The sequence below is a fragment of the Bradyrhizobium sp. 14AA genome, assembly GCF_054185205.1.
The window spans coordinates 43,333-62,569 of record NZ_JAVAYM010000017.1; the positions used below are offsets into that span (position 1 = coordinate 43,333).

Annotated in this window: 20 protein-coding genes; 9 read left to right on the forward strand and 11 right to left on the reverse strand. The window is 64.6% G+C overall.

Features of this window, described 5'->3' with window-relative positions; translation table 11 throughout:
• Positions 1–4: 4 nt before the first annotated feature.
• Both RAD15_RS27125 and RAD15_RS27130 read left to right on the forward strand, forming a co-directional pair.
• Positions 5–892, forward strand: coding sequence for a 2-hydroxy-3-oxopropionate reductase (locus RAD15_RS27125; protein WP_458181274.1), 888 nt, complete (start codon positions 5–7; stop codon positions 890–892).
• A gap of 118 nt (positions 893–1,010) precedes the next feature.
• Positions 1,011–1,394 carry a DUF1236 domain-containing protein gene (locus RAD15_RS27130; RefSeq protein ID WP_458181275.1) on the forward strand — a complete coding sequence of 128 codons (384 nt, stop codon included), beginning with the start codon at positions 1,011–1,013 and terminating at the stop codon, positions 1,392–1,394.
• Positions 1,395–1,449: 55 nt separating this feature from the next.
• Here RAD15_RS27130 and RAD15_RS27135 read toward each other — a convergent pair whose 3' ends face one another.
• The 3 genes from RAD15_RS27135 to RAD15_RS27145 all read right to left on the reverse strand — a co-directional run bounded on the left by RAD15_RS27135 (position 1,450) and on the right by RAD15_RS27145 (position 3,052).
• Positions 1,450–1,812 (reverse strand): VanZ family protein, encoded by a 363-nt coding sequence (locus tag RAD15_RS27135; protein WP_458181276.1) that lies wholly within the window; start codon positions 1,810–1,812, stop codon positions 1,450–1,452.
• Between the two features lie 77 nt (positions 1,813–1,889).
• The gene (locus RAD15_RS27140) at positions 1,890–2,486 is read right to left on the reverse strand and encodes a thiamine pyrophosphate-dependent enzyme (protein ID WP_458181277.1); all 597 of its coding nucleotides are present in this window, start codon (positions 2,484–2,486) and stop codon (positions 1,890–1,892) included.
• 8 nt (positions 2,487–2,494) lie between these two features.
• Positions 2,495–3,052, reverse strand: coding sequence for a thiamine pyrophosphate-binding protein (locus RAD15_RS27145; protein WP_458181278.1), 558 nt, complete (start codon positions 3,050–3,052; stop codon positions 2,495–2,497).
• A gap of 253 nt (positions 3,053–3,305) precedes the next feature.
• On the opposite strand from RAD15_RS27145, the gene RAD15_RS27150 reads away from it, so the two are divergent.
• Both RAD15_RS27150 and RAD15_RS27155 read left to right on the forward strand, forming a co-directional pair.
• Positions 3,306–4,355, forward strand: a complete 1,050-nt coding sequence (locus RAD15_RS27150) for a hydroxyacid dehydrogenase (protein ID WP_458181279.1) — start codon at positions 3,306–3,308, stop codon at positions 4,353–4,355.
• A gap of 115 nt (positions 4,356–4,470) precedes the next feature.
• The gene (locus RAD15_RS27155; protein ID WP_458181280.1) at positions 4,471–4,920 is read left to right on the forward strand and encodes a flagellar basal body rod protein FlgC; all 450 of its coding nucleotides are present in this window, start codon (positions 4,471–4,473) and stop codon (positions 4,918–4,920) included.
• Between the two features lie 26 nt (positions 4,921–4,946).
• On the opposite strand, the gene RAD15_RS27160 is transcribed toward RAD15_RS27155, so the two are convergent.
• The gene (locus RAD15_RS27160) at positions 4,947–5,888 is read right to left on the reverse strand and encodes an ornithine cyclodeaminase family protein (RefSeq protein ID WP_458181281.1); all 942 of its coding nucleotides are present in this window, start codon (positions 5,886–5,888) and stop codon (positions 4,947–4,949) included.
• Between the two features lie 165 nt (positions 5,889–6,053).
• Between RAD15_RS27160 and RAD15_RS27165 the strand changes: the two genes are divergently transcribed.
• Complete coding sequence (locus tag RAD15_RS27165) at positions 6,054–6,266, forward strand: hypothetical protein (RefSeq protein WP_458181282.1); 213 nt, start codon at positions 6,054–6,056, stop codon at positions 6,264–6,266.
• A gap of 3 nt (positions 6,267–6,269) precedes the next feature.
• On the opposite strand, the gene RAD15_RS27170 is transcribed toward RAD15_RS27165, so the two are convergent.
• From RAD15_RS27170 to RAD15_RS27180, 3 genes are all read right to left on the reverse strand, one after another.
• The gene (locus tag RAD15_RS27170; protein ID WP_458181283.1) at positions 6,270–6,845 is read right to left on the reverse strand and encodes an N-acetyltransferase family protein; all 576 of its coding nucleotides are present in this window, start codon (positions 6,843–6,845) and stop codon (positions 6,270–6,272) included.
• A 6-nt stretch (positions 6,846–6,851) separates the two neighbouring features.
• Positions 6,852–9,206 (reverse strand): Orn/Lys/Arg family decarboxylase, encoded by a 2,355-nt coding sequence (locus RAD15_RS27175; RefSeq protein ID WP_458181284.1) that lies wholly within the window; start codon positions 9,204–9,206, stop codon positions 6,852–6,854.
• Positions 9,207–9,310: 104 nt separating this feature from the next.
• Positions 9,311–9,790, reverse strand: coding sequence for an Lrp/AsnC family transcriptional regulator (locus RAD15_RS27180; RefSeq protein WP_458181285.1), 480 nt, complete (start codon positions 9,788–9,790; stop codon positions 9,311–9,313).
• A gap of 134 nt (positions 9,791–9,924) precedes the next feature.
• On the opposite strand from RAD15_RS27180, the gene ald reads away from it, so the two are divergent.
• Positions 9,925–11,040, forward strand: coding sequence for an alanine dehydrogenase (ald, locus tag RAD15_RS27185; RefSeq protein WP_458181286.1), 1,116 nt, complete (start codon positions 9,925–9,927; stop codon positions 11,038–11,040).
• A 3-nt stretch (positions 11,041–11,043) separates the two neighbouring features.
• Here ald and RAD15_RS27190 read toward each other — a convergent pair whose 3' ends face one another.
• From RAD15_RS27190 to RAD15_RS27205, 4 genes are all read right to left on the reverse strand, one after another.
• Positions 11,044–11,679 (reverse strand): DsbA family protein, encoded by a 636-nt coding sequence (locus RAD15_RS27190; protein WP_458181287.1) that lies wholly within the window; start codon positions 11,677–11,679, stop codon positions 11,044–11,046.
• Between the two features lie 78 nt (positions 11,680–11,757).
• Positions 11,758–13,668, reverse strand: a complete 1,911-nt coding sequence (locus tag RAD15_RS27195; protein WP_458181288.1) for a flavin-containing monooxygenase — start codon at positions 13,666–13,668, stop codon at positions 11,758–11,760.
• On the reverse strand, positions 13,665–14,306 hold the full coding sequence (locus RAD15_RS27200; protein WP_458181289.1) for a TetR/AcrR family transcriptional regulator: 642 nt from the start codon (positions 14,304–14,306) through the stop codon (positions 13,665–13,667). Before RAD15_RS27200 ends, RAD15_RS27195 begins: the two co-directional genes overlap by 4 nt.
• Positions 14,303–15,796, reverse strand: a complete 1,494-nt coding sequence (locus tag RAD15_RS27205) for an AMP-binding protein (protein ID WP_458181290.1) — start codon at positions 15,794–15,796, stop codon at positions 14,303–14,305. The genes RAD15_RS27200 and RAD15_RS27205 overlap by 4 nt, the downstream gene beginning before the upstream one ends.
• Before the next feature lie 171 nt (positions 15,797–15,967).
• On the opposite strand from RAD15_RS27205, the gene RAD15_RS27210 reads away from it, so the two are divergent.
• The 3 genes from RAD15_RS27210 (at position 15,968) to RAD15_RS27220 (ending at position 19,236) form a co-directional block, all read left to right on the forward strand.
• The gene (locus tag RAD15_RS27210; protein WP_458181291.1) at positions 15,968–17,227 is read left to right on the forward strand and encodes an ABC transporter substrate-binding protein; all 1,260 of its coding nucleotides are present in this window, start codon (positions 15,968–15,970) and stop codon (positions 17,225–17,227) included.
• A gap of 90 nt (positions 17,228–17,317) precedes the next feature.
• Positions 17,318–18,220: a branched-chain amino acid ABC transporter permease gene (locus RAD15_RS27215; RefSeq protein ID WP_458181292.1), complete on the forward strand. Its 903-nt coding sequence runs from the start codon at positions 17,318–17,320 to the stop codon at positions 18,218–18,220.
• On the forward strand, positions 18,217–19,236 hold the full coding sequence (locus RAD15_RS27220; RefSeq protein ID WP_458181294.1) for a branched-chain amino acid ABC transporter permease: 1,020 nt from the start codon (positions 18,217–18,219) through the stop codon (positions 19,234–19,236). Before RAD15_RS27215 ends, RAD15_RS27220 begins: the two co-directional genes overlap by 4 nt.
• Position 19,237 lies beyond the last annotated feature (1 nt).

Genomic DNA, 19,237 nt, shown 5'->3' on the forward strand with positions numbered 1-19,237 from the left:
AGACATGATCGACATCGGCTTCATCGGACTAGGCACCATGGGACGGCCGATGGCCGGCCATCTTCTCGCCGCGGGTCACCGCGTTCTCCTGCATGACGTTGCGCCGGTTGCCGCGGAGCTGATTGCGGCGGGCGGCGTTGCCTGCAAATCGGCCAAGGAGGTCGCAGAGGAGGCGGACGCCGTCATCATCATGGTGCCTGACACCCCGCATGTGGAAGCGGTGCTGTTCGGCAAGGATGGCGTTGCGAGCGGCATCTCCAAGGGCAAGATCGTGGTCGACATGAGCTCGATCTCGCCACTGGCGACGAAAGAATTCGCGAAGAAGATCGAAGCGCTGGGTGCGGACTATCTCGACGCGCCGGTATCGGGCGGCGAGGTCGGCGCGAAGGCTGCGAGCCTCACCATCATGGTCGGCGGGCCCGAGCGGGCCTTCGGCACCATGAAGCCGATCTTCGACAAGATGGGCAAGAACGTCACGCATGTCGGCGCCAATGGCGACGGCCAGACCACGAAAGTCGCGAACCAGATCATCGTCGCGCTGACGATCGAGGCTGTGAGCGAAGCGCTTCTGTTCGCGTCCAAAGCCGGTGCGAACCCCGCGCTGGTGCGGCAGGCGCTGATGGGCGGCTTTGCGTCGTCGCGGATTCTCGAAGTGCATGGCGAGCGCATGGTGAAGCGGAATTTCGATCCCGGATTCCGCATCGAGCTGCACCAGAAGGATCTCAACCTCGCGCTCGAAGGCGCGCGTGCTCTTGGCCTGTCGCTGCCGAGCACGGCGGTGGCGCAGCAATTGTTCTCGTCCTGCACGGCACATGGCGGCAAGGCCTGGGATCATTCGGCGATGGTGCGGGCGCTGGAACTGATGGCAGGCCACGAAATCGGGGCTGCCTGAACTGTTACCCGGTAACAGTTTCCAGTGATGTTGGCGGATCTTTCGCGACCGCGGAACCGGAACAATGATCCGGCCTTCGCGGTTGATGGCGCACAGCAATCACTGGAGACAAAAGCACATGAAGACCCGTCTTGTGATTTCGTTGGCTGCCGTGTCGCTGCTGGCGTCGAGCGCAGCCTTTGCTCAATCGACGACCGAACAGGGCGCCAGGAACGGCGCGCGCGCGGGTGGCGACATCGGCGGCCCGGTCGGCGCGATGGTCGGTGGCACCGTCGGTGCGGCTGTCGGCGCCGGCCTTGAGATCCCGAACGCGGTGCTTGGTGGAATCCCGCGCGACGACTCCGTCGTGATCCACGAGCGCGTCGTGGTCGGCGAGCCGCTGCCCCCCACCGTGGTGCTGCGCCCCGTGCCGAACTACACCGAGTATCGCTATGCGGTCGTGAACGACCGCCGCGTGATCGTCGAGCCGCGCACGCGCCGCGTGGTCAAGATCATCGACTGATCAACCGGCGTGCAGGTTTGAAGAATTGGCCCTGCGGAGGTCACTCCGCGGGGCCTCAGCCTGTCAGGGCGGAGTTCGCTCGAAACCGGGTCATGACCCAATCTGCAACGGCCGCCAGCGCAAAGCCGATGCAGGCGGTGCCGGCGTCGACCAGAAAGTCCTCCAGACGCGCATGGCGTCCCGGCGCCCAGAATTGCATCAGCTCGAGCAGGCCGATCAGGACCACCGCGATGGCGGCGACGGTCCAGCGGCGATTCCGGTAGGTGAGGCCGAAAGCCAGCCCGACAAGGATGAAGGCCAGCGCATGCTCGCCATCCTGGCCGAGATCGGAATGGGGCCGCAGGCCCGGCGGGCCGAGCGTTGCAAAGGTGACGGCGGCGGCGAGCAGCCAGGCAGAAAAACGAACAAAAATGGACATCCGGACCGCTTAGCACGGATTGGCAGGGGCCTGCCGCGCGATGCGGATCAGATCGCCGTGTAGTTAATGACGAAACCTTAAAGTGGCTCGCGCACGCCGAGGCCGTGCATGAAGCGCTCCCGGATCTGCACGGGGTCCCTCCGGGTGGTACCGACGCCGGGCTTGTCGTCGATACGGACCGCGATCAGGCTCGGCTCCGAGGCGGACATGGCCTCATCAACCAGCCGCTCGAAATCCTCCTCGTCCGCGGCCCAGGCGCTGTTGGCCAGCCCCGAGCCGATGGCGATAGCGACGACGTCGGCGACGCCAGCGGCCGGCGTCGGCTGCGCGCCGGTGATCTGGTAGATGCCGTTGTCCATCACGATCATGATCAGGTTTTTCGGCTTCAACGTCGCAATCGTGGATAGCGCGCCGAGCTGCATCAACAGCGAGCCGTCGCCTTCGAGCGCGAAGACGCGCCGATCAGGCTGCGCCAGCGCGACGCCGAGCGCGATCGGGAAGGCGAGGCCCATGCTGCCCAGCATGTAGAAGTTCTGCGGACGGTGGCCGGCGGCCCACAAGTCGAAATTGGTGTTGCCGATGCCGCCGATCACGGCTTCCTCGTGCTCGAGCTTTGCGATCAGGCGCGAGGTGACGTCGAAGCGGTTCATCACTTTGGTGTTGCGCGTGTTCATGGTGGCGCTCACTTGTCGAAGACCTTGCCGCCGGTGAGCAGCGGGTTGAGGATCAGCGCCACCGGCGCCTGCGTGGTGACGGCCTGCTTGATCGAACGGTCGGCGATGAACTCGAGCTCGTCGAGCCGGGTGATGGTGTGATGCTCCAGCGCCAGGGAGTCGAGCACCGGGCGCATGGTGCGGCAGACCAGCGACTGGCCATAATTGAACTCGCCGAGCGTGCCGCGCTCGGACACGAACATGATCAGCGGGATCTGGTAGGGCACCGCGAGCGAAGCCAGCACGTTGGCGAGCGTGGCAAAGCCCGAGGTCTGCATCAACACAGCGCCGCGACGTCCGCCCATCCAGGCGCCCGAAACGATGCCGACGGCCTCTTCCTCGCGGGCGGTGGCGAAGGTGGTGAAGAAGGGATCGGCGTGCAAATTCTTGATCAGCGGCGTCAGCACGCGGTCGGGCACGTAAGGGATGAGGCTGATCTCGTTCCGCTTCAGGGTTTGCAGGACGATGCCGTGCCAGCTCCTGTCGCCCGAGGCCTCCGTCGAGGTCTGCTGCTCCGCAATCGCCATTGCGTTCTCCCTTCAGCCGCGCCTGCTTCTTGGTCTTAGCCGTTGTCCCGGCCGTCGCGGCGATCAGCCGAACTTGACGGAGCGGGCGGGATTGTCAACATGTCCGGGCCGGCACCGTGATCTGCGCCAGACGGCCTGCCGTGGCCGGCATCGCCATGGCATAAGGGCGATAACGAGAAAACGGGAGGGGCACGGACGGGCGCGCATCGCGCTGACCTAGCGGATCTCCCTCGATAGCGCCGGAAGGGTCCTGATGTCGGTCAACAGCAAGCGTGTCGTCTACTCCAATTACTTGGCCAATCCGATCTATATCGACATCCTGAAGGCGCGGCCCGACGTCCGGCTCGATCGCATCGAGAATGCGAGCCCTGAAGATTTCTATGCTCCGATCCTGAGCGCGGCCCATGTCTACCAGATCGGTGCTGCGCGCGATGAGCTGGCGCCGCATTTCCATGTCGACGCCGCCTTCCTGAAGCGCACGCCGAACCTCCTTCTGGTCTCCAGCAACGGCGCGGGCTTCGATCCCGTCGATGTCGAGGCCTGCACCGATGCGGGCGTGGTGGTTGTCAACCAGTCCGGCGGCAATGCCCATTCGGTCGCCGAGCATGCGCTGGCGATGATGCTGACGCTGTCCAAGCGCATCATCCAGTCCGACCGCCGCCTGCGCCGGGAGCGGGACGTCAACCGCAATGATCTCGTCGGCAACGAGGTCGAGCACAAGACCGTCGGCATCATCGGCCTCGGCAATGTCGGCCGCCGCATCGCCGCGCTGTGCAAGGGCCTGCTCGGCATGAAGGTGCTGGCCTATGACCCCTATCTCTCGACCGAGGTGATGGCCGAGCGGGGCGGTGAGAAGGTCGAGCTCGACGAGCTCTTGCGCCGCGCTGATTTCGTGTCGATCTCCTGCCCGCTGAACAAGGGCAGCCGCAACATGATCAGCGTGCGCGAATTCGCGCTGATGCAGCCGCATGCCTACTTCGTCACCACGGCGCGCGGCTTCATCCACGACGAGGATGCGCTGCTCCAGGCGCTGCGTGACAAGCGCATCGCCGGCGCCGGCCTCGACGTCTGGTCCAAGGAGCCGCCGCCGCCGGAGCATCCGCTGCTTCAGCTCGACAACGTGCTTGCGAGCCCGCACACCGCAGGCGTGACGATCGAGGCGCGCCAGAACATGGGCCGCATCGCCGCCGAGCAGGTGCTGGAGACGCTCGACGGCAAGCGCCCGCCGCGGATCATCAATCCTGAAGTCTGGCCGCGCTATGCCGAGCGCTTCAAGCAGGCTTTTGGCGTGACGCCGGGGTAGGGGGCGCCAAGTCTGATTGCGCTCCGATCGCTGGTTACGAGGATGAAAACAGAAAGCGGCGGATTTTACCGATGGCGTGAGCGAACGCGTATGACTTGTCCTGTAGATCAGGGGCATGAGCATATTTTCGATTGCGACATCCGGACTTTCTGCAGCGAGTTTGCGCGTGAGCGTAGCCGCGAGCAACATCGCCAATGTCAGCACGACCGGCCCGTTGCCGGCGTCAGGCGGATCGAGCACGTCGGCCGGTGCAGGCAGCTCGGGCATTGCTCCGACGTTTCCAGCGGCCTATGTGCCGTTGCGGGTCGATCAGGTCTCCCAATCGAGCGGCTCGACACCCGGCGGAACGATCGCGACCGTATCGACATTGTCTCCGAGCTTTACCGCCCAATACGACCCAGGCGCTCCCTTCGCAAACCAGGATGGCCTGGTTGCCGCGCCGAACGTCGACCTCGTGGGCGAATTCGTTGAGCTGGAGACCGCAAAGTACAGCTTCATCGCCAATGCGAAGGTCATTCAGGCCTACGCGGAAACGACAGACACGCTCCTCGACATCAAGACGTGACGGCCGATATGACGCCGGGGTAGGGTCTACCCCAGCTTTGCGCCGAGCTGCTGGAACACGGCCTCGCAGGTCATGAGGTCGAGATGGCCGCCGCCCGCGTTCTTGAAGAACGTGATGTCCGACGGCGAGGTGCGTCCCTCCACGTGGCCGCCGGCGAGATCGTAGAGATCGCCAAGGACATCGGATTCGCTGATCGCGCCGCTCGCGATCGGCTGCAGGATGTCGCCGACGCCATGGAAGGCGGATTCTCGCCGGTCCACGAAGACACGCGACAGCTTGGCTGCCTCGTCGTCAGCCTCGCGCGTTTGCGGCGTGTAACCGCCGACCAGGTCCAGATGCGTGCCCGGACGCAAGTTGCGGCCCTTGATCAGCGGTTGATGCGCACGGGTGCAGGTGGTGACGATGTCGGCCTCACGCGTCGCGGCGTCGAGGTCCGTGATCGTCTCCGCCTTCACGCCGCCTGCCGCCAGTCGCTTCGCGAAATCATCCGCCCGGTCCCGGCTCCGATTCCAGATCAGCACGCGTGCGAGCGATGGCCGTACGGTGCGATGGCCACGGATCAGCCATTCGGACATTTCGCCGGCACCGACGCAAAGCAACGTCTCGGGATTGGGAGGGGCCAGCAGTTTCGTGCCGAGCGCAGAGTCGGCCGCGGTGCGCCAATGCGTGATCTCGGTCCCGTCCATTGCCGCCAGCGGCTTGCCGTTGGTGCCGTCGAACAGCACGCACACGGCCTGCACCGCCGGCATCTTCCCTTCCGCCAGATTGGCAGGAAAGCTGGTGAACATCTTGCTCGCCATGTACCGGCCGGGATCGACGGCGCTGCGGATGACATATTGCGCCCCTTCACCGCCGAGGAAGGCATCGAGAACCTCCATCTTCGGCCGGCGATGCGCATCTTCCAGGGCTGCGATGAGGATCGGAAAGGTCAAGACCTTCGTGACTTCGGTGTCGGAAACAAAGTGCAAGGCAAAATCCTCATGGGCAGCGGCCGGCAGCCCGGCTTAGCCCTGGACGGCTGGTTCCGCAATGAATTGTCGGCGCTGCCTCCTCGTCTTGATCCGCGTCAAAATCTCCTTCCCCCGTCCGGCCTAAATAGGACTAGAGTGACGCCGGGGGTCGCAGGAGGTCCCATGTCTATCTATGTCGTCAGGTTCATGAAGGACGTGCTCGGGCAGTACGGCCGGCAGAGCGAGGTTTGCCAGAGCACGCTCGAAATCGACGCTTCGGACGAGAACGAAGCCAGGGAGCGGGCGAAGGCAAAATTCTGCAAGGACCAGGCGTTGCATCACTGGTCGCTGCATGCCGACCGCATCCATGTAAAGCAGGCTGACTTTCCGTCGTGAAGGTTAGCGGCCCGGCGCCGCGACAGGCGGGGGCGCCGTCGTCCCCGCGCCGAGCGACCGCTGCACCATGACGGTGTCGGACCAGTGGCCGTGGCGATAGGCGACACCGCAGAGCAGGCCGGCGCGCGCGAAGCCGAACTTCTCGTGCAGCGCCAGCGAGGGCGCATTGTCGGCATCGATATAGCCGATCATCTGGCGGAAGCCGGCCGCCGCGCAAGCATCAATCAATTCCTGGAGCAGGAGCCGTCCGACCCCGCGGCCGACATGCTCGTGGTGGACGTAGATCGAGTGCTTGGCCGTGTAGCGATAGGCCGGACGCTTGCGGAACAGCACCGCATAGGCATAGCCCACGACCTCGCCGCGATAGGTCGCGACCAGATGCGGCAGGCGGGTCTGCTTCAGGTTCTTGCGCCGGTCGCGCAAATCGTCCGGCTCGGGCGCGCCGGTTCCCTCGACATCGCGCGGCACGCCGTTGCGGACGTGATGGCGGTAGATCGCCAGCATCGCCTCGACATCGCTCTCGCGCGACGGCCTGACCAGGACGCGTTCGTCACTCGCGCGCGCAGCTGTTTCGTTCATCGGCACCTACTCGGCAACGACGTAAGTATAGAGCCCGATGCGGCCCTGCGCATCGATCTCCTTGTAGACGCCCTGGATTTCCACATCGAAGCCGGGAAAAGTGTTGAAGCAGGTTTCGAACATCTTGAGATAATCCACCATGGGCTTCGCCCGTTCCGTCAGCCGCTCGCCGGGCACGATGGTGGCGATGCCGGGCGGGTAGACCACGAAGGGCGTGGTCGCGATGCGGCCCGCGATCGCCTCGATCGGCAGATAGTCGACATCGTTCTTGAATAGGTAGCGCGCGGCATCGCGGGGCGACATCGCGATCTCGGGCATGTGCTCGGGCATGAACTGCCGGGCCTGGAGGGCGCTGACGTCGGCGGTGCGGAAGAAGCGGTGCATGTCGCCACAGAGGTCGCGCAGCCGCACACCGGCATAGCGTGCCTGCCGGCGCTGGTAGAACTCCGGGATCACGTCGGCCAGAAGCGCATTGTCGTCATGCAGCTTCTTGAAGGCGACAAGGCCCGAGATCAGCGTGCCGGCCTTGCTCGCCTCGACGCCGGGCGTGAGCAGGAAGAGCAGGGAGTTGAGGTCGTTCTTCTCGGGCACGATGCGGTTCTCGCGAAGATATTGCGCGACGACGGGGGCGGGGATGCCGTGCTCGGCATAGGCACCGGAGCGGTCGAAGCCGGGGGTGAGCAGCGTCAGCTTGTTCGGGTCCGTCATGGCGAAGCCCTCGGCCATGCCGGGGAAGCCGTGCCAGTTGGTGTCGGGCGCGAGCTGCCACAGCGCGGGATTGGTGGCGAGCTCGTCGGTGGAGAGGGTCTCCCATGCGACGTTATGCGCCGCGCCGGGGCGGCCGACATCGGGAATGGCGACGCGATCGGGAACGAAGGGCTCGAAGAACCAGCGGCGATCCGGATTTTGCTCCTTCTCCTCGAACTCCCGGCGCATCGCGCGGATCTTCTTGCGCAGCTCGATGCCGAGGCGGATCGTGTCGTCCCATAGCACTTCGCCCGAGCGGCCCTTCATCATCTGCGCGCCGACATCGAGGGAGGCGAACAGCGGATAGAAGGGTGACGTCGAGGCGTGCTGCATGAAGCTCTCGTTGAAGCGGCGGTGCTCGACGCGCCGCTTCTGGCCGCGGATGTGGCGGTCCTTGATGTGAATCTGCGAGGCCTGCGAGAAGCTGGCGAGCTGCTTGTGCGTCGACTGCGTCGCGATGATGCCCGGTGCTTCGGGAGGAAGGTTCGCCAGCCCCATCGCGAAGCGGCCGGCATAGAGGGGATGGAATTTCATGAAGCCGGCCCAGGCCTCGTCGAACAGGATGTATTCGCAGAGATGGCCGATGCGCTTCAGGATCATCTCGGCGCTGTGGATCGTCCCGTCATAGGTGCACTGTTCGACGACGGCGACGCGGAACGGCCGCTCCTTGCGCCAGGCATCCTTGTCCGTGACCAGCGGATGATTGCGGATCGCCTCGCGCAGGGCCTTCTCGTCGAGCATGTCCCAGCGCATCGGACCGATCAGGCCCCAGGCATTGCGGATGGTCGGCACGTAGACCGGGACGCCGCCATTGATCATCAGCGCGCCGTGGTGGGCGGCCTTGTGGTTGTTGCGGTCGAACAGCACCAGGTCGCCGTCGGTGACGAGGGCGCCGAGCGCGACCTTGTTCGAGGTCGAGGTGCCGTTGAGCACGAAATAGGTCTTCTCCGCGCCAAAGATCTGGGCGGCTTCCTTCTGCGCCTTCAGCGCCGGCCCCTCATGGGTGAGGAGGTCGCCGAGGTCGAGCACGGAATTGTCGAGGTCGTCGCGGAACACGGATTCGCCGAGATGCTCGACGAACACCCGGCCGATCGGGCTGCGGTTGTAGAACACGCCGCCATTGTGGCCCGGACAGGTCCAGAGCTGGTTGCCTTCCTCGGCATAGTCGACCAGCGCGCCGAAGAACGGCGTCTTCAGCGTCTCGGCATATTGCTTGAGCCGGCTGATCAAATTCTTGGCGATGAAGGTCGGCGTCTCCTCGGACAGGAAGACATAGCCGTCGATGAAATCGAGCACCTCGACGGGCAGGTCCTCGAAGCGTTTGCGCCGGATCAAGAGGATGATCGGGAAATCGAGACCGCGGCGTCGCATCAAATTGATCAGCGCCGAGGTCTTGCCCTCAAGGCCCTTCTTGCCCCAGTCCACCACCATGCAGCCGATCGCGGCATCGGTCTGCACCGCCATCTCGGCATCCTCCAGCTTGCGGGCCCGGACCACCTCGAAGCCGGAGCGCTGGATCTCCTCGATGATCTGGTTGAAGCGGACGCCTTCGAGGTCGTCGGCGTCGAACATTGGTGCTGCGAACAGGAAGTTGAAGCGCTTGAAATAGTCCATGTGGGGTCCCGAATGTGCCAGGAGCACAGCTCTCGGCACATTCGATGACAATTCGATGACAGCGGCCCTGGATAGCTTCCGTCGCGTTTGCAGAGGGGGAGCCGCTACCGCTTCGCCTCGCCGAACACCACCGTCGGCACCGCGCGGTTGACGATCTCGCGCAGCGCGAAGCTCGATTGCACCCGCGCCACGCGCGGCAGGCGCGACAGCTCGGTGCGGTGGATGCGCTCGAAATCCTGGATGTCGCGGGCGAGCACGATCAGGATGTAGTCGTCGGTGCCCGACATCAGGAAGCAGCGCACGACGGAGGGGCATTTCACCACCTCCGCTTCGAACGCCTTCAGCGCCTCGTCGCTCTGGCTCTCCAGCGAGATGCGCACCAGCACCGTAATGGTGAGGCCGAACTGCGCGAGATCGAGCGCAGCCTGGTAGGCCTGGATGTAGCCGTCGTCCTCCAGCGCCTTCTGCCGCCGTGCCAGCGCCGTGCTGGAGAGTCCCACCTTGTTGGCAAGCTCGGTGTGGCTGGCTCGCGCATTGGTCGTGAGTTCCGCGAGGATGGCGAGGTCTTTCCGGTCGAGGGCCAAGGTTTCGTTTCCAGCGTGAAAGGACATTTCCGCGCCGGAAACCGGCGCGCGGGTCGCCAAACTAGCGGATATTTGCACGAAACCAAACCGCCGCCGTCGTTACGATGATGAAGAGAATCAAAAAGGAGCCAAAGATGCGCGTCGGTGTGCCCAGGGAGATCAAGGTGCAGGAATATCGCGTCGGGCTCACTCCGGGCGCGGTCCGTGAATATGTCGCCGCCGGGCACCAGGTGACGGTCGAGACCGGCGCCGGCAGCGGCATCGGCGCCTCCGACGAGGTCTATCGGCGGGCAGGGGCGACGATCGCCGAGCATGCCCGCGAGATCTTCGCCAAGGCCGACATGATCGTGAAGGTGAAGGAGCCGCAGAAGAGCGAATGGACCCAGCTCCGCGACGGCCAGATCCTTTTCACTTATCTGCATCTTGCACCGGATCCCGAACAGGCCAGGGGTCTGCTCGCCTCCGGCTGTACCGCGATCGCCTATGAAACCGTCACCGACGCGGCCGGCCACCTCCCCCTGCTCGCGCCGATGAGCGAAGTCGCCGGCCGCCTCGCCATTGAGGCCGCCGGTGCCGCGCTCAAGCGGTCGGCCGGCGGGCGCGGGCTGCTGCTCGGCGGCGTGCCCGGCGTGCAGCCGGCGCGGGTCGTCGTGCTCGGCGGCGGCGTGGTGGGCACGCAGGCGGCGCGCATGGCCGCGGGCCTTGGCGCGGAAGTCGCCGTGATCGACCGCTCCATCCCAAGGCTGCGCGAGCTCGATGATCTCTTTATCGGACGCGTGCGCACCCGCTTCTCCACGATCGAGTCCGTCGAGGACGAGGTGTTCAATGCCGACGTCGTGATCGGCGCGGTGCTGGTGCCCGGCGCCAGCGCGCCAAAGCTCGTCACGCGGGCGATGTTGACATCGATGCGGCCCGGCGCCGTGCTGGTCGATGTCGCGATCGACCAGGGCGGCTGCTTCGAGACCTCGCATGCCACCACGCATACCGATCCGACCTACGAGGTCGACGGCGTCGTGCATTATTGTGTCGCCAACATGCCGGGCGCGGTGCCGGTGACGTCGAGCCAGGCGCTGAACAATGCGACGCTGCCGTTTGGACTGATGCTGGCGAACAAGGGCTTTGCCGCGGTGCTGGAGAACCCGCATTTGCGCAACGGGCTGAACGTGCATCGCGGCCGCATCACCAACAAGGCGGTGGCGGAAAGTCTGGGGCTCGAATTCGCGCCGGTGGAGAGCGGGCTGGCGGCCTAGCGGTTACGCCGGCTTGCGATGGCGGCTGCCGAGCGCGGCCTCGATCGTCTCTGGCTTTTCGATACGTTCGATCAGCATGTCGATGCGGTCGCCGCCCCAGAACAGCTCGCCGTTGAACACCATGGTGGGCACGCCGAACACGCCGAGCGCTTCGGCATCAATGATGATGCGATCATGCTCGGCGCGCGCAGGGCCATGGACGTAGGCCTCGTACTCGCTGGCCGAGCCGCCGCACGATGTGATGACATCCGTGATTGCGGCGAGGTCGTCGATCTCCAGCTCATGGCTCCAGAATTTGTGGAATACCGTGTCGTGGTAGGGGCGGAAGAAGCCGTGCCGTTGTGCGAACAGCATGCCGACGCTGGAATAGAAGGCGTCGTAGATCCGTCGCGGCCCCTTCATGATTAGCCCCTGCGCATTGGCATGGCGCCGCGCGTCCATATAGGCGTAGCGCACCTTGCGCCAGAAATGCGGCGTGCGCTCCTCGACCGTCCCCATGAATTCAGCGACACGCAGCGTGTAAGGCAGCCATTCGAGCTCGACGCCGTGTGTCTCCTCCAGCGCGAACAGACGCTTGTTCGCGACGAATGCGTAGGGGCTCTTGTAGTCGGTGTAGATGCGCACGATTGGCTTGGGCATCGGCGTTTCCTTTTCCTTCCTTCTCCCCTTGTGGGAGAAGGTGCACCGTCCACGTGACGCTAGCAACTCAATCGCGGGCTACGCCCTCGTCAGCCTGTACTGCCCCAGATCCGGATCGTGCGTCATGCGCCAGTAGTCCACGAAGCGCCAGGGCATCGCCGAGAACACGCGGCCGCTGGCGTTGCGGTAGTACGTGCTCATGCCCGGATGCGTCCAGATCATCGCTTCGTGCTCGGCATCGACCTTGCGGACGTAGTCGTCGAGCACGTCCTGGCGGACGTCGATGGCGGCGACGTCTTGCTCGATCATGTCGGCGAGGCAGGCCGAGATGTAGCGGCTCTGGCATTCCGACTGGAAGATCACGCTGCCGCCATGCGCGGGACCGGAATTCGGACCGAGCATGCAGAAGAAGTTTGGGAAATCAGGCACGGTGAGACCGAGGAAGGCGGTCGGATTGTCGTTGGCCCAGGCCTCGCGCAAATCCTTGCCGTTGCGGCCGCTGATGTTGAGGCGCGCCGCCATCTCCGTGACCTTGAAGCCGGTAGCGATCACGATGATGTCGGCGGGGCGATGCTCGCCGTCTGCGGTGACGATGCCGCTTTCGTCGAAACGATCGATCGTGTCGGTGACGAGCTCGACGTTGTCGCGCGTCAGCGTCTTGAACCAGTTGTTGTCGAGCAGGATGCGCTTGCCGTAGGGCGGATAGGTCGGCACGCATTTTTCGATCAGGTCGGGGCGGTCCTTCAGCTCGGACAGGATGAAGTCGGTCAGCTCCTGGCGGTGCCGGTCGTTGCCCTTGTTGACGGCGCGCTCCGGATGCGGCCAGTGCGGGTCCTTGCGCAGGAACGGCAGAAGGCCGTCGCCGTAGCGCCAGAACATGTTGAAGCGGTACCACTGCACATAGAACGGCAGATGCGCGAGCAGCCAGCGCGCGCCCTCGCTGATCGGTTCGGCATAGCCCTTCACTGGCCGCGCCCATTGCGCGCTGCGCTGATAGACGGTGACGGAGGCGACTCGGCCGGCGATCGCCGGGACCAGCTGCATCGAGGTCGCACCGGTGCCGATCACGGCGACATGCTTGCCGTCGACGTGGATGTCGCCCGACCACAGCGCCGAATGCAGGATCGTTCCCTCGAATGCTTCTTCGCCCTTGAAGTGCGCGCGGGAGGGATCGTTGAGCTGGCCTATGGCCGAGACCAGCGCGGTGGATTCGAACGTCTCTTCGCCATTCCCCGTCTTGAGCGTCGAGATCCAACGCCGCTTGCTTTCGTCCCAGCGCGACGAGGTCAGCTCGGTGTTGACGCGCAGATGTTTTCGGATGCCGTATTCGTCCGCGACCTTGAGCAAATAGCCGAGCAGTTCCTCGCGTTGGCAGAAATAGCGGGTCCAGGCGTTGCCCGAGCCGAAGGAGTAGGAATAGGAGTGGTTCGGCGTATCGACGCCGCAGCCGGGATAGCGGTTGATCCACCAGGTGCCGCCGAGCTCGTCGTTCTTCTCGACGATGGTGTAGGGGATGCCGAGATGGCCGAGCGCGACGCCGAGCGCGATGGCGCAGACGCCGGCGCCGACGATCAGGACATGTTGCTCCGCGAGCTTGTCGTCGGTGGGCTTCTTGGTCCACCGCGCCTCGCGCGATACAAACCCCATCTCCTCGCGCATCAGGGGCGCATATTCCGGCGCGACGTTCTCGCCGAGGCAGGCCCGCATCATCTTCAGCAGCAGCTCTTCGCCGGGATCGGCGATGACTGGTTTTGGCGCGCCCTCGGAAAACAGCTTGAGCACCGCGGCCCGGATCTCGTCCTGAGCCTCCCGAGGCACGCCAGCCTCGGGATCGGGGATGAGGCGGATGTCGCGCTTGGGCAGATAGGGCGGCGCGAGCCAGCGCTCGTCGCCGGTCATGTGCACCAGCACCATCAGGAGGCAGCGGATGTCGCCCTCCGCAATCGCAGAAGTGAGATCGAGCGGCTTGTGCGGAGACGAGATGTTCATGGGGTTTCCTGATCTCCGGAGGCAGTGAAGAGGCCGCGCGTCATCAGCTTGCAATAGGCGGAGATGACGTGCTCGGGGACGGCGGTGACGCCGGCAGCCGAATAGGAGTAGCGCCGGCTGAGATAGCCGCGCGCGCCCATCAGCATGTGGACGATGGCTTCGAATTCCTCGTCGCTGTAATCCGCGATCGCGCCGGCCGTTCGCGCGCGCCGCAAAATGCGGACATAGGCGACCGAGATGTTGTCGAGGTGCTTCTGGTAGCCGATTGGCGCGAAGAACTCGGCCTCGTTGAGGATGCGCAGGAATTCCGGCACCTCGCGGATGAAGTCGAAGAAGGCGGCGAAACGTTCGATCTCCTGCCGCGCCGCATCCGCCGTACCGGTGCGGGCGCGGATGAACTCGACCATGTCGAGGCCGATCTTCGGCAGCAGCTGATCGAGCAATTCCTGGCGGTTCTCGAAGTGATTGTAGAAGGTGCCTTGGGCGACGCCGGCTTCCTCGGTGATGCGGGCCACGGAGGCTTCGGCATAGCCATGCTTGCCGACGACCTTGGTCGCGGCCTCAAAAATCTTCTGCTTGGTCCAGGCGTTGCGTTCGACGCGGTTGAGTTTTGTCACCTTGGCGTTTGCTTGCGTCATTCAGACGTCTCCAGCTCGGCGCGCAGCACGCGCTTGAGAATCTTTCCACTCGGGTTGCGCGGCAGGCTGTCACGGATGACGAGCTGTTTCGGCACCTTGAAGCTTGCGAGCCGCGCGCGGCAATGTGCGGCGAGGGCAGGGAGCTCGAGGCTGGCGCCCTTAGTCAGCACGACGACGGCGACCGGCCGCTCGCCCCAGCGCGCATCGCGCAGGCCAATCACCGCGACCTCGCGCACCCCGGGCAAATCGTAGATGACGCGCTCGACCTCGGAGGAAGCGATGTTCTCGCCGCCGGAGATGATCATGTCCTTCTTGCGGTCGGTGAGGTAGAGAAAGCCCTCTTCGTCGAGATAGCCGACGTCGCCGCTGCGGAACCAGTCGCCGAAGAAGGCGAACGCCGTCTTCTCGGGATCCTTCCAATAGCCGCGCGTGATCTTGGGACCGCGCAGGCAGATCTCGCCGTTGACGTTCGGCTGCAGCGTCTTGCCGTCCTCGTCGCGGATCTCGATCTCGACATGGGCAATGGCGCGCCCGGTCGAGCCGATCTTCTCGATCTCGCGGCCTTTCTCCATGAAGGTGTCGCCGCCGACGGTCTCGGTGAGACCATAGGCGTCGATGTAACGCGCGTTGCGGAAGTAGTCGGAGAAGGCGCGGATGCGCAGCTCCGGCGTCTTCTCGCCGCCGCCGATCGCCCATTGCAGGCTCGATACGTCGTAGCGGTCGCGGGTGGGGCAGGTGAGCATCGCGGTGGTCATCACAGGCGCGAACCAGGCGGCGTTGAGCCGGTCCTCGGCGATCGCCGCGAGCGCGGCCTCCGGCTCGAAATTGCGTTCGATGCGGATGAAGCCGCCATGCCAGAGCACGGCGATGCCGGGCAGGTCGAGCGCGCCGACGTGATAGAGCGGGCCGACGACCAGGAGGCGCGTGTCGGCGCCGAGGCCGAGCGCAATCGTCTGGTCGACCGACTTCCAATAGAAATTGTCGTAAGTGAGCATCACGCCCTTGGGGCGGTCGGTCGTCCCCGAAGTGTACATCAGCCGCATCAGGTCGGATGTCGCGCGGATATGCATCGGCGCGGGCACCGCGTCGCCAGCGAGACGTGTAACGCTTTGCTGTGCGGCGTCGTTCAGCACGACAGTCATGGCGCCGGCTGCATTCGCGGCAAGTTCTTCATCGACGATCAACAGCCGTGCGCCGGCATTGCCGACGATGTAGCTTACCTCGTCGCGCGAGAGTCGAAAATTGATCGGCAAGAACACCGCGCCGAGATGGCTGGTGGCGAAGACGAGCTCCAGGAACGCCGCACTGTTCTTCAACAGCACGGCCACGACATCGCCGGCGCCAATGCCCTGTCCCGCGAGCCACCCGGCGACCTTGCGAATGCGCGCGTCGAACCCGGCGTAGGAAATCTCCTCGCCGCGATATTTCAGCGCGGGCCGCCCTGGCGTGCGCCGGGCATGAAAGGCGATGAAGCTCGAAAGGTTGATCATTTTGCGGTTCTTGGGCCGGTTATCGGCCTCGCTTCCTCCATCTATGAATTCTGACTCATAATTCATCTTTGGCTTGACGTCACCCCCTACCTCTGAAATCCTTGGGAACACGGGGACGAGACGATCTCCGGCAGGGATTTGGAAACGCCGACCCGACAGAGGGAGGGAAAAATGACGAGGACCCGCACACCGGGCATCAGCCGCCGTTCAACGCTGGCGTTGATGGGCGCCGGTGCGATGAGTGTTGCCGCGCCCTGGGTGGCGCGCGCGCAAGCCAAGACCGTCAAGATTGGCATGCCGACGATCCTGTCGGGCCGCGTCGCGCAGCTCGGCACGTCCTCGCGCAACGCCGTGATGCTCGAGGTCGAGAAGGTCAACGCCGCGGGTGGTCTCGCCGGCCGGCAGATCGAGATGGTGATCCGCGATTCCAAGGGCCAGCCGCAGGAAGCCGCCCGTGTCGCCCGCGAGCTCGTGAATACCGATGGCTGCGAGCTGCTGATCGACGCCGAAGCTTCGTCCGGCGCCTTCGCGGTGCATGAGGTTGCACGCGATCTCGGCGTGTTCTGCATCCACACCAATTCGGAAACTTCGTCGCTGACTGCCGACCCCAAGCAGCACATTCCCAATGCCTTCCGCACTGCGCGACAGGGCGTGCACGATTCCATCATCGGTGGCAGCTATGCCGCGGCGATCGCCAAGACCAAGGGTCTGAAGAAATGGGCGACCTGCTCGCCCGATTATGCCTACGGCCGCGACACAACGGCGGAGTTCACGCTGTACCTGAAGCGCTTTGCGCCCGAGGTCGAGATCATCAGCGAGTCCTGGCCCAAGCTGTTCCAGCCCGATTACACCGAGGTGGTGACGAAGATCCTGCAAGCCAAACCCCAGGCGCTCTATTCCTGCCTGTGGGGCGGCGATCTCACCTCCTATATCGACCAGGCCAACATCTACGCGATGTTCGGCCAGATGGAGGTGTTCGCGGTCAACATGGCCGACTACACCGCGCTCACCGTGGTGAAGAACCTGCCCAAGGGCATCCACTCCGGCAACCGCTACATCAAGTCATTCCCGACCACGCCGGAAAACGCCGCCTGGGGCGATGCCTACAAGGCGAAGTACAACGAATATCCGACCAACTGGTCGTGGGAGAACGCCACCGCCATCATGCTGATGGCGGAAGCCGCAAAGAAGGCGAACTCCGCCGACGGCAAGAAGATCGCCGAGGCGCTGAAGGGCCTCACCATCAAGTGCCCGTTCGGTGCCGACGGCACCGTGACGATGCGCGGTGACGACCACACGCTGGTCGGCTATGCCATCGGCTGGGGCACCACGATTCCGCAGGAGCCTTACGTGCCCGAGGTCAAGGCCGGCGACTGGAAGACCATTTTCGAACTCGAAGCCGAGTGGAAAAAGAGCAAGGGTTACACCTGATCACGCGCAAGGCGGGGACGGGCAACCGTCTCCGCCTTCGTCGTTGCGGTTTTCGCGCCGTCTCCGGCGCATGACGATGAAAGTGCTCCCGTGGATCTCGACGCGCTTGCCGGCTGCCTCTCCAGCTCCGCCTGCCTGGTGACGCAAACCACCAGCGGCCTCATCATCGGCATGCTGCTGTTCCTGGTCGCGGTCGGGCTGACGCTGATCTTCGGCGTGCTCAAGGTGGTCAATTTCAGCCACGGCGCCTTCTACATGTTCGGTGCCTATTTCGCGATGACGACCTACCACCTCACGGAGAGCTTTGCGCTCGCGATGTTGGCCGGCGCGGCCGCGACGGCCATTCTCGGCCTGATCTTCGAGCGCGTCTTCATGAGCCGCGTCTACGGCGCGGACGTGTTGATGCAGCTGCTCGTCTGCTACGCCTTCGTGCTGATCTTCGACGATGTCGTGCGCCTCATCTGGGGGCCGGAATTCAAGTCGATGGGCATGCCCGCGGCGTTCCAGGTGATGCCGCTGTTCATCGCCGGCGGCGTGGTGCCGCCGTACTATTTGCTGCTGATCGGCGTCGCGCTCGCCGCGGCCGTCGTGCTCGGCATCGGGCTGTCGCGCAGCCGCATCGGCAAGGTGATCCGCGCCGCTGCGCACAATCCCGGCATGGTCTCTGCGCTCGGTATCAACACCGGCCTGATCTATGGCGGCGTGTTCGCGCTTGGCGGCATGCTGGCGGGGCTTGCCGGCGCGCTGGCCGCGCCGGTGCGATCGCTGACACCCGGCATGGGATTTTCAGTGTTGATCGAATCCTTCATCGTCACCGTGATCGGCGGCATGGGCTCGATCCTGGGCGCGCTGATCGGGGCGCTGCTGCTCGGCCTGATCCGTTCTTTCGGCTCGCTCGGCTTTCCCCTGTTCACGGAAGGCCTGATGTACCTGTTCATGGTGATCGTGCTGGTCTCCAAGCCCACCGGCCTGTTCGGCAAGGAGGCGGCATGACCGAGCTCGAGGCCGGACGCGCGCAGGCGCTGGTGCCGGCGCGGAGTCGTGCCATGCTTCAACGCTATCGCGACGTCCTGATCGCGCTGATCGCGTTCGCGGTGCTGGCGAGCCTGCCGCTGTTCACGGGCAGCAAGGCGCTGCTCGATTTCGTCATCCGCTGCTCGGCCTACGGCCTGTTCGCGACCTCGCTCAACCTGCTGGTCGGCTACACCGGGTTGACCTCGTTCGGCCACGGCATGTTCTTCGGTCTCGGCGCCTACAGCTTTGGCCTGATCATGCAGAAGCTGGGCGTGCCGATTCCGGTGGCGTTCGTCGCGACGCTGGCGATCACGGCGCTCATCGCGGCCATCATCGGCGCGATCTGCGTCCGGCTGAAGGAAATCTATTTCGCCTTCGTCACGCTCGCCTTCCAGATGCTGATCCACTCGACCATCTTGTCGTGGGCCTCCTTCACCGGCGGCGACCAGGGCCTGCGCGGCGGCATTCCGCGCCCCGCATTCCTCGGTATCAACCTTGCAAACCACATCCATCTCTACATCGCGAGCTGCGCGCTGTTGATCCTCGGCCTGCTGGCGATGCGCCAGATCGCGCAATCGCCGTTCGGCTACACGTTGCGCATGATCCGCGACAATGCCGCGCGCGCGAGCTTTCTCGGCATCGACGTCTGGCGCGCCAAGCTCACCGTGTTCGTGCTGGCGGCGCTGTTTGCATCGATGGGCGGCATGGTGATGGCGCTGTTCGTCTCCGGCGCTTATCCGGAGTTCGCCTATTGGACGATCTCGGGCGAGGCCATCTTCATCAACATGCTCGGCGGCGTCTCGACCTTTTTGGGTCCGATGGTCGGCACCGTGCTGCTGCTATTGCTCAACGACACCGTGACGCGGTTCACCGAGTACCACGGCATCGTGCTCGGGGTCGTCATTCTGTTCTTTGCGCTGGGCCTGCGCAAAGGCCTGCTGGATTTCGTCGCCGAATGGTTCGCACACCGGCGCGACGCAGGCGAGGGGCGCTAGC

Bases quoted from the DNA above. Each gene is read 5' to 3' on its own strand.
- RAD15_RS27125 (WP_458181274.1), top strand. From the start codon at position 5: ATGATCGACATCGGCTTCATCGGACTAGGCACCATGGGACGGCCGATG.
- RAD15_RS27130 (WP_458181275.1), top strand. From the start codon at position 1,011: ATGAAGACCCGTCTTGTGATTTCGTTGGCTGCCGTGTCGCTGCTGGCG.
- RAD15_RS27135 (WP_458181276.1), bottom strand. From the start codon at position 1,812: ATGTCCATTTTTGTTCGTTTTTCTGCCTGGCTGCTCGCCGCCGCCGTC.
- RAD15_RS27140 (WP_458181277.1), bottom strand. From the start codon at position 2,486: ATGAACACGCGCAACACCAAAGTGATGAACCGCTTCGACGTCACCTCG.
- RAD15_RS27145 (WP_458181278.1), bottom strand. From the start codon at position 3,052: ATGGCGATTGCGGAGCAGCAGACCTCGACGGAGGCCTCGGGCGACAGG.
- RAD15_RS27150 (WP_458181279.1), top strand. From the start codon at position 3,306: ATGTCGGTCAACAGCAAGCGTGTCGTCTACTCCAATTACTTGGCCAAT.
- RAD15_RS27155 (WP_458181280.1), top strand. From the start codon at position 4,471: ATGAGCATATTTTCGATTGCGACATCCGGACTTTCTGCAGCGAGTTTG.
- RAD15_RS27165 (WP_458181282.1), top strand. From the start codon at position 6,054: ATGTCTATCTATGTCGTCAGGTTCATGAAGGACGTGCTCGGGCAGTAC.
- RAD15_RS27170 (WP_458181283.1), bottom strand. From the start codon at position 6,845: ATGAACGAAACAGCTGCGCGCGCGAGTGACGAACGCGTCCTGGTCAGG.
- RAD15_RS27175 (WP_458181284.1), bottom strand. From the start codon at position 9,206: ATGGACTATTTCAAGCGCTTCAACTTCCTGTTCGCAGCACCAATGTTC.
- ald (WP_458181286.1), top strand. From the start codon at position 9,925: ATGCGCGTCGGTGTGCCCAGGGAGATCAAGGTGCAGGAATATCGCGTC.
- RAD15_RS27190 (WP_458181287.1), bottom strand. From the start codon at position 11,679: ATGCCCAAGCCAATCGTGCGCATCTACACCGACTACAAGAGCCCCTAC.
- RAD15_RS27195 (WP_458181288.1), bottom strand. From the start codon at position 13,668: ATGAACATCTCGTCTCCGCACAAGCCGCTCGATCTCACTTCTGCGATT.
- RAD15_RS27200 (WP_458181289.1), bottom strand. From the start codon at position 14,306: ATGACGCAAGCAAACGCCAAGGTGACAAAACTCAACCGCGTCGAACGC.
- RAD15_RS27205 (WP_458181290.1), bottom strand. From the start codon at position 15,796: ATGATCAACCTTTCGAGCTTCATCGCCTTTCATGCCCGGCGCACGCCA.
- RAD15_RS27210 (WP_458181291.1), top strand. From the start codon at position 15,968: ATGACGAGGACCCGCACACCGGGCATCAGCCGCCGTTCAACGCTGGCG.
- RAD15_RS27220 (WP_458181294.1), top strand. From the start codon at position 18,217: ATGACCGAGCTCGAGGCCGGACGCGCGCAGGCGCTGGTGCCGGCGCGG.